7 protein-coding genes and 2 pseudogenes are annotated in these 8664 nt (G+C 49.0%); 4 read left to right on the top strand and 5 right to left on the bottom strand.

Annotated elements, in window-relative coordinates; genetic code table 11:
* Positions 1-114: 114 nt before the first annotated feature.
* From H6F86_RS32645 to H6F86_RS31235, 3 genes and pseudogenes are all read right to left on the bottom strand, one after another.
* Positions 115-765, bottom strand: a pseudogene (locus tag H6F86_RS32645) (IS1 family transposase); the annotation flags it as partial.
* A gap of 167 nt (positions 766-932) precedes the next feature.
* Positions 933-1160 (bottom strand): hypothetical protein, encoded by a 228-nt coding sequence (locus tag H6F86_RS31240; protein WP_190455719.1) that lies wholly within the window; start codon positions 1158-1160, stop codon positions 933-935.
* A complete protein-coding gene (locus tag H6F86_RS31235; RefSeq protein WP_190455717.1) occupies positions 1154-1465 on the bottom strand; it encodes a hypothetical protein in 312 nt (103 codons plus the stop codon). Before H6F86_RS31235 ends, H6F86_RS31240 begins: the two co-directional genes overlap by 7 nt.
* Before the next feature lie 246 nt (positions 1466-1711).
* Between H6F86_RS31235 and H6F86_RS31230 the strand changes: the two genes are divergently transcribed.
* Complete coding sequence (locus H6F86_RS31230; protein ID WP_190455715.1) at positions 1712-5293, top strand: NB-ARC domain-containing protein; 3582 nt, start codon at positions 1712-1714, stop codon at positions 5291-5293.
* Positions 5294-6166: 873 nt separating this feature from the next.
* Here H6F86_RS31230 and H6F86_RS31225 read toward each other — a convergent pair.
* Complete coding sequence (locus H6F86_RS31225) at positions 6167-6436, bottom strand: hypothetical protein (protein ID WP_206756130.1); 270 nt, start codon at positions 6434-6436, stop codon at positions 6167-6169.
* On the opposite strand from H6F86_RS31225, the gene H6F86_RS31220 reads away from it, so the two are divergent.
* The 3 genes from H6F86_RS31220 (at position 6393) to H6F86_RS31210 (ending at position 8556) form a co-directional block, all read left to right on the top strand.
* Positions 6393-7019 (top strand): hypothetical protein, encoded by a 627-nt coding sequence (locus H6F86_RS31220; protein ID WP_190455707.1) that lies wholly within the window; start codon positions 6393-6395, stop codon positions 7017-7019. The two genes, H6F86_RS31225 and H6F86_RS31220, sit on opposite strands and share 44 nt — an antisense overlap.
* Before the next feature lie 4 nt (positions 7020-7023).
* Positions 7024-7401, top strand: coding sequence for a hypothetical protein (locus tag H6F86_RS31215; RefSeq protein WP_190455704.1), 378 nt, complete (start codon positions 7024-7026; stop codon positions 7399-7401).
* 258 nt (positions 7402-7659) lie between these two features.
* Complete coding sequence (locus tag H6F86_RS31210) at positions 7660-8556, top strand: CBASS cGAMP-activated phospholipase (protein ID WP_190455701.1); 897 nt, start codon at positions 7660-7662, stop codon at positions 8554-8556.
* A 16-nt stretch (positions 8557-8572) separates the two neighbouring features.
* Here H6F86_RS31210 and H6F86_RS31205 read toward each other — a convergent pair.
* Positions 8573-8664: pseudogene (locus tag H6F86_RS31205) on the bottom strand (IS1 family transposase); the annotation flags it as partial.

The following is an 8664-nucleotide window of genomic DNA, read 5'->3' as shown; positions in this document are numbered from 1 at the left end:
GTCTGTCCGTATTTGATGATTTGAGTCGATTGGCACTTGGGACAGTTCATCGATTTGGCTGCAATGGTTAGAGATTCTGGTTCGCTAGCTTACCATTACTATGCATTACTACCTTTTTGAGAATGAGAGGGTCTTGCGAACTAGTCTTGAAACCCGTTGTCGTAAAGTGCAGTTAAACCGTTCAATGTAGCTAGTTTTACCCGTCTCTTTGCCAACACTTTGATGCCGTTAACTGGGGAATACCTCATCGTAAGCTGACCAGAAATCGGTATAGGCAACGGCACACTGTCGATACACAGCGGATAAGGCATCCCACAAGCCTTGTGCCCTCTCACGGCTACGAGCCCCAACATACACCCCAACAATTTCTCGTGCGGTTACATCTAAGGCAAGCCAAAGCCACTGCTTGTTCCCTTTGTTGCCGACAAATGACTACATCTCGTCACACTGAAGCGTCAAACGCCCTTTTTTTACCGACACCTTGACCTGTTGGGGCACGTCCTCGTATTTACCATTGACATAGCTTTGCAGCCAAGGCTCTGAGACACCTACTACTCTTGCTATTCCAGCTAAAGGAATCTTCTCCAATAACAGTTTATCGATCAAGGTTTTAGTCGCCGGCTCAATGCGTTTGTTCTGTGAGTCTTGAACAAATTGTCTGCCACACTCGCGGCACTTAAAGTTCTGCTTACCGTTATGAATTTTGCCATTTTTAACTGTGTGAGTTGATTGACAAGCAGAACACGAGGGGCGAGCCGTTGTCATAAAACAATTGAGGTAACGTTGTCTTATCCATCCTTATATCTTTAGGACTACCGTGTTATTTATCAGAGCTTTACGCTAGATTCGTCATCGAGCGATCAGGGGCTCAAATCCCCCATCGGCTTTAAGCTAAAAAACCTGAAGTGCTTGCTTTGAGGTTTTTAGCTGTTTTAGTCTTGTCCTAGAGTGTTGATGTTGCACAAAACAGTCAGAATCAGATCTACTAAAGGATCTTTGGGTATCGTCTGGGTAGCAAAGCTTAATGGGCTACAAGGTAGCGAAGCAGCAGGATGAGGAGACGCTGAAGAGGGAACGACGAGGAAAGCGATCGCCCGATGGATGGGAAAAGGGCGATCGCGCCGTGTACTCGAAAGCACGCCACTCATGTTTTTCACCATGAGTTCACCTCGTGGAATGCTTCTGTCACCGGCACTGGAGTGATCGCAGCCTTGACTGATTGCTGCTCCGAACAATCGCTCGTAAGATCTCGAATCGGCAGTTGAAACGCGTCTGCTAGCAATTCACAAAATTCGTACGCCTCGTCATACTCTTTATGCGTAGCGATCAGCCGCAGATTCTCCCTGTTTTCACAACCCCTTTGCAGCTCGATCGCCAACCCCGATCGATACACTGAAAAAATGGTTGTCTGCTCGTTCTGCAAGGGCACCCACTCCACTAAGGCTGTTTCAGTTAGTAGATTCAAAGCGGTTGTTCCTCGTTGAGAGCGGGAAAGGCGATCGCCAATCGGCCGAAGTCGAACCGCGATCGTGATACTGCTATGTCGGTTAGAACACGGTACACGTAGAGTGAAATTAGCTTTATACAATCTAACTACTGTGTGCCTGTTTCGACAGTCGGTGAAAAGTCAGGGAAAAGTCAGATTTCTCCGGAGAGTGCTACTGCAGGAAGGGTATCCTCTCATACAACGGCATAATAAGGACGGCAGCGGATGCAGATTGAGGAGATACTGGTAGTCGTTGAGCAGCTTCTCGATCGCGGTTGCCTGAGCAAAATTGAGGAGATGGTCTTCCGGCAGTGCTGGGAGGGACGATCGTACACGGAGATTGCTCAAACCTCTGGCTACGATCCTGGTTACATCAAAGACACTGGCTATCGGCTGTGGCAGCGGCTTTCAGCAGCGTCTGGTGAGAAAGTCACCAAGCAGAACTTTAAAGGCATTTTGCGGCGAGTGAGCGCTCGCACAGCGGTAACTTTTAGCACTCAACTGCACCCAACACCACATTTGGATTGGGGCGACGCGATCGACGTTTCCATCTTCTACGGACGCACTCAGGAACTCACTACGCTTCAAACCTGGATTGTGCAAGACCGTTGTCGTCTGGTCACGCTGTTAGGCATGGGCGGCATGGGTAAGACTTCCCTTTCCGTCAAGCTGGCAGAAGAAATCCAGAGTGAGTTTGAGTGTTTGATCTGGCGATCGCTACGCGATGCACCACCGCTTGACGAGCTATTGACCACGTTCATTCGCTTGCTTTCCCATCAACAAGATACTGACCTCCCCGATAGTGTGGGCGGCAAACTGTCTCGTTTGCTTGAACTATTGAAGCGAACGCGCAGTCTGATCGTGCTTGATAACTTTGAAACGGTGCTGCAAGGCGGCAAACGTGCCGGAACTTACCGCGATGGCTATGAAACGTATGGCGAACTGCTGAAGCGCGTCGGTGAGATTGCCCATCAAAGTTGTCTGGTTTTGACCAGTCGTGAAAAACCGCAGGAAGTGGGCACGATGGCAGGCGATCGCCTGCCTGTCCGCACACTGCCCCTCGTTGGTCTCGATGTCGTGGCGGGGCAACATATCCTGGATGCCAAAGGTTTGCAGGGTGCCATAGACGACCGAGAACAATTGATTGCTTACTATCGGGGCAATCCACTGGCGCTGAAGATGGCAGCTACCTCTATTCAAGATCTGTTTGCAGGTGATATTGCCCAATTTCTCACTCAAGGTAGCGTTGCTTTTAATGGCATTGGCAACTTACTCCAACAGCAGTGCGGTCGGCTCTCAACGCTAGAGCAAGACATCATGAACTGGCTAGCGATTAACCGTGAACCCGTGACGCTGGCAGACCTACAGGTTGATTTAGTGACCGCATTGCCCACAGCCAAGCTGCTGGCAGTGATGGAATCCTTACGCTGGCGGAGTCTGATTGAAAGTAGCGCGATCGGTTTTACCCAGCAGCCTGTGGTGATGGAAGCGATCACGGAAGCTCTACTTGAGCAAATGGCAGCCGAAATTGTGGCAGAACAGCCACAGCTCTTTCTCAGCTATACGCTGATCAAGGCACAGGTAAAAGACTACATCCGCGACAGCCAGAACCGCGTGCTGCTCAAACCGCTTATCGATCGCCTACTGGCACAACTCGGCTCACCCAAGCAATTGGCGCATAAACTGCATCGCCTGCTGACATACCTGCGAGCCCACCATGCCGATCAGCCAAATTATGGTGCGGGGAACCTGCTTAACCTGTATCGCTATCTGGAAATCGATCTCACTGGCTACGACTTCTCTCACTTGAGCATTCGGCAAGCCTATCTGCAAGATATGAATCTGCACCAGGTAAATTTTACGGCAGCCGAGTTCGTTAGCTGTGCCTTTGCCTCGACCTTTGGCGGAGTCACGTCAGTTGCCTTCAGTAGGGACGGGCACCAACTGGCAACCAGCGACACCAACGGCAGCATCCAGATCTGGAACGTGAAAGATGGCAAGCAGCTTGCCCTTTGCCAGGGACACAACAGTTGGGTATGGAGCCTAGCCTACAGTCCCTCGCAGCCAATCCTTGCGAGTTGCGGTCAAGATCATCAGGTACGCCTGTGGGATAGCCAGACTGGACAATGCCTCAAATTGCTGGAAGGACATACAGGCATCGCCACTGCTGTCACCTTCAGCCGCAATGGTCAGTGGCTTGCCAGCACCAGCGGTGATCAAACCATCCGGCTTTGGCGTGTGGCGACGGGACAATGTCTACAGGTGCTACACGGACATGCCGCTTGCGTTTGGAGCGCGGTGTTTCATCCCGATGGCAAAACCCTCTTTAGTGCAGGGGAGGATAACGTGATTCGACGGTGGGAGATTGAGCATGGACAGTGTATCCAGACCCTTACAGGACATCAGCATTGGGTACGGGCGATCGCCCTTAGCCCCGATGGTCAACACCTGATCAGCGGCAGCTACGACCAAACCTTAAAATGCTGGGATGCACACACAGGTAGTTGTTTAGCCACCCTCAACGGACATCACAAACCCGTTACTGCTGTTGCCTTCAGTGCCGATGGTAAAACCCTGGCAAGCAGCAGCTATGACCAGACGGTCAAAGTTTGGTGTCTTGCTTCCCAACAGTGCCTGCAAACGTTGCACAAGCATACCAACTTTGTCTGGTCAGTCGCCTTGCATCCCACCCAACCGTTGCTTGCCAGTGGCGGTGAAGATTACACTGCTCGCCTCTGGGATCTACAAACAGGACAATGCACCAAGACCTTTCAAGGGCATAGCAACTCCATCTATACGCTTTCCCTGGCAAACACCTCCAATCTCCTTGCCAGTGGTCACGAAGATCAAACCATCAAACTCTGGGATTTGCAGCCACAGATGCTGACTAAACCAGGCAGCCAACAACCTTTTCGCACCCTACGAGGGCATACCGGACGGGTCATGTCGGTTGCCTTTAGTCCCAATGAGCAGACACTTGCCAGCGCTAGCCCTGACGGTACGGTGAGGCTGTGGAACCCGCACACCGGTCAGTGTCTTCAGACCTTACATGGTCACACTAGCTGGATCTGGGCGATCGCGTTTCACCCCAACAGCAAGCAAATTGCCAGTGCCAGCTACGACCATACCGTCAAACTTTGGGACGTGGCTACAGGCGATTGCTTGCACACGCTCAAAGGGCATACGAGTTGCGTTTTAGCGGTTGCCTTTAGCCCCGATGGCAACTGGTTAGTTAGTGGCGGCTATGAGCAAACCATTCACCTGTGGCATCCACACACAGGGCACTGTCTCCAAACTTTAAAGGCACACCTGAATCGCGTTTGGGCAGTGGCATTTAGCCCTGATAGCCGCTGGTTGGCAACGGGTGGCGACGATCACACCGTCAAACTGTGGGATGTGGCAACGGGAGAGTGCATCAGAACGTTTACAGGACACACTAGCCAGGTTCTATCACTTTTATTTACGACCGATGGCGATCGCCTCATCAGCAGCAGTGCCGACAAAACGATCCGCCTCTGGCATGTTGCAACCGATGACTGCACAGCCGTACTCCAGCACCACCAGCACTGGGTATGGTCGCTCGCTCAAGATCAGGATGCTGCCGTGCTCTTCAGCTGTAGTCAGGATGAAACGATTCAGGCTTGGCACCTTGAGGTTGGCACCCACCTCAAAACCTTACGTTGTCCGCGTCCGTATGAAGGCATGAGCCTTATGGATGCAACTGGTTTGACGGACGCGCAGACAGTGACCTTAAACGCCTTGGGTGCAATCGGGGCAACGAAGCCAACGCAAAACAGCCTGTTCTAAAGCAAGACTGCTCTTAAAGGTCTTTTGAAGTCTCAAACTGAAAGCGTAACCTTAGTTCGCAACTGAAACTCGCTGGGCTAAACGCAAAAGTCTATGAGGTAACAGGCTTTAACACAATCCGTCTGCTTAAGGCCAAGTACGAAGTGATCAAGGCATTAAATATGAGCCGTAGAATTTTTTGGGGTATGACACCGTTCCTGGTCATGAAGTACCACATCACCTAAATTCTGCTCTCAGCATAGCTTTCAGACTGTGATCTTTCCGCTTTTGCTCAACGTTGAGGCACAGCAACGACGTGAGCGTTTAGGAGCAGAGTGATTGATCACTGCTGCTCATCATCTTGTAAGCGCGATTTAATTGAGAAAACAACGTAGGAGTGCTTCTGGAAAGGTGTTCTACGTTGTTTTAATATTAAAACAACGTAGACTCTTGACAGTATGCTTGAGGAGCTTCCAGGCGGGCGTTAAGATGAGACGCTCAATGCTGGAAGTAATCAAAATGTTTAATTGCTTCATCTTTTTTTGCTTTCATGTTCTCTTGCTTCGCATAAAGGTTGATGAAAGTAAGAGTAGATGGATGTCATGACGACTCAAAAGAGAGGCTAAAAATTAGCAGGCTACAGCTAAAATTAGCAGGTGCTTGTTTACCTTCTAGAATTAAAAACTAAGACTAAGAAAGGTCATTTAGGTTCAACTTCCAATCGGGCTAAATTAGCTTGCTCACCGCAGCGAAAGTATGCCGGTCGCAACACTATGGGGAGTGGTTGGGAGCGATGAGGCTGCCTGAAAAAAGATGTGTGGTCTCTATCGACGCTGTAGACACGCTGCTTTAGGCAGCGATCGGTCGCACTGATGCCTGTTTGCTGAGAACACATTACGGCCCTTGGCACTGGTTCTTGTTGCCCTGCTGCCATGAGACTTTATAGCCCTGCATCCCTTGCACCAATACGCTGGCTATGGCAGGACCAGTGGGAGTCGCAGTAGTCCTCAACTCTGATGTGTGAGCGAGGGCGGGTCTAGCGATCGTGTTGTCTCCAGCCTCAGATAAGTGCCGCCGCTCAACTACGCCGTTAGATTGCAGAGATGATTTGGAGTCGTAGATGGGGGAAAACGAACTAAAGCGAGTCATCCAAATCTCCGTCACCGCCACGTGTATCCTCGCAATACTCGGCATTTTGATTTCGAAGGCTGATCCATTCTCCTTCGCAACGATCCGTTGGATTAGCGGTGCGCTTACTTGGATTACTTTATTTTGGGCATTCTTTTTCCGCTGGGGCTGGAAATTACGTCTGCTTAAGCGTATCTTTCCCAAACCGAACCTAAACGGCACTTGGGTCGGCACACTTACATCCGACTGGAAAGATACCAAAGGTAATACCGTTGGACCTCTCGACTTCGTTGTCGTCGTTCGCCAATCATTTCTCCACATACACGCTACGACTTTTACCGCATCTTTTGTCGCAAGGACGTACGCGGAATCGTTGATTCTCGACAACGATCGCGGCGTTAAAGAATTTGTGTATCTCTACGCACAGGACAACACTACCCCCGGTGAAGAGAACAACCGAGAGGGGGCGGCTGAACTCCGTATCGTGGAATCGGATGCCACCACATTGACCGGACGGTACTGGAGCAACGCAAAAACCAACGGTAGAGTCGAGGTGGAGCGAGTTTCGCTTCAGCACGCAGAAGACTTTCAATCAGCAATGGCCATGCGACGAGGATAATAGCGTGAATAATAGCGATACTACTGACGTATTTGTTTGCATCGATGCTGATGATGTTGGAGACAAGCTCGAACTATTGTTGCTTGATGAGAATATTGATGACGCCGCTGCCCTCAATAATGCCATTCGTGATGCGATGCGCAAAATGTGCGAGACCGTTAACGCTGAACCAACTGCCGAACTGCTGATGGTGGGATGCGACGACATAATTGTGAGATTATCATCTACGACAGTCGATTCGATGGTTGCTGGTATTCGTTCCGAGTTTCATTCGGCTATCGGCTTTACCCTAACTGTGGGGATCGGTGGTTCGCTTCGTATCGCGCTCGAAAGACTACGTCGCGGAAAGCTGGTGGGTAAAAACACAATTGTTTCGGAGTAATGGAAAAGCAATCTAACAATCGCTCAACTGGAACCGCAGTTGGACGCGTATTCAGCATGGAAGAGTCGCTGACCGCCGCCCGGCAGTTAGCTGAGACGTTAGGTGGCTAATTCCTCCTGTGGCAGCCTTCCTCACATCACAGTACAAGTAATACGCAACTTCAATTTTTGAGGTTATCCTTGCAGAAACACAACGGGTAGGGTACCTCTCCTTGCTTTGCCACTATATATAGAAATTTCCTTAAAAAACGATTGTTATATGCCTCCGACTTTTGATCCTGCTTCTGGAATAAAAACATTTAAGGTCCTATCCATAGATGGAGGAGGTATTAAAGGGCTATTCTCAGCTAGGATTATTGAGCATTTCGAGCAAAAATTTAATTGCAATATCGCTGATTACTTTGATTTAATCTGCGGGACCTCAACTGGCGGCTTAATCGCTCTGGGACTCTCGCTAAAGATTCCAGTTGGCTTAATCAGTAATTTATATTACAAAAGAGGGAAGAAAATATTTCCTCAGCGGCTTAGCTTGCTTCGGTCCTTGATACAGTTGGCTTTTGGCAGCAAATACGACAACAAAGAGCTAAGGCAGGCATTAGAAGAGATATTTGGCGATAAAACGCTTTCAGATTCGAACACATTGCTCTGTATACCTGCATTTTCCTTAACTGATGGCAGGCCATTTATTTTCAAATATGATCACGCGGAAGGTGATCTCGTTCGTGACAATAAAACCAAATATATTGACATTGCACTTGCAACAAGTGCGGCTCCTGCCTACTTGCCAATTATTACGATAGACGCCTATGACAACAAGCAGTTTGTGGATGGGGGGATATATGCCAATAATCCTACTCTTATTGGGGTTATAGAAGCACTTCGCTATTTTGTTGGTAAGAACAAAGAATTTCAGAAGCTACAAGTATTATCAATTAGTTCTCTCGAACCTAATCCTGGTCGAAGATTCGTTGCTAAACACAATCGATCTGTAATTGACTGGAATAAAGATTTGATTGCTACTTTCTTTGAAGGTCAAGCATACCAAACACAATACTTTGTAGATACATTAGCTCGATACTGTGATTCACCCTTTGATTATGTTCGTATTCCAAGTGCTGATCTATCCCCTGCACAAGCTCAAATCATTAATTGGTAGTGCTGAATAGTAATGGTCAAGAACGAAGAGAGGCATTGTAATGATGCACAAAATACCAAATTGCTCCAATGTGGTTACTCAACTTCTTGGAGAATGACAAGGTTTTAC

It is taken from the genome of Phormidium sp. FACHB-592, from assembly GCF_014695795.1.
Classification (GTDB): domain Bacteria; phylum Cyanobacteriota; class Cyanobacteriia; order Leptolyngbyales; family Leptolyngbyaceae; genus Stenomitos.
This window is presented reverse-complemented; position numbering and strand designations above follow the sequence as displayed.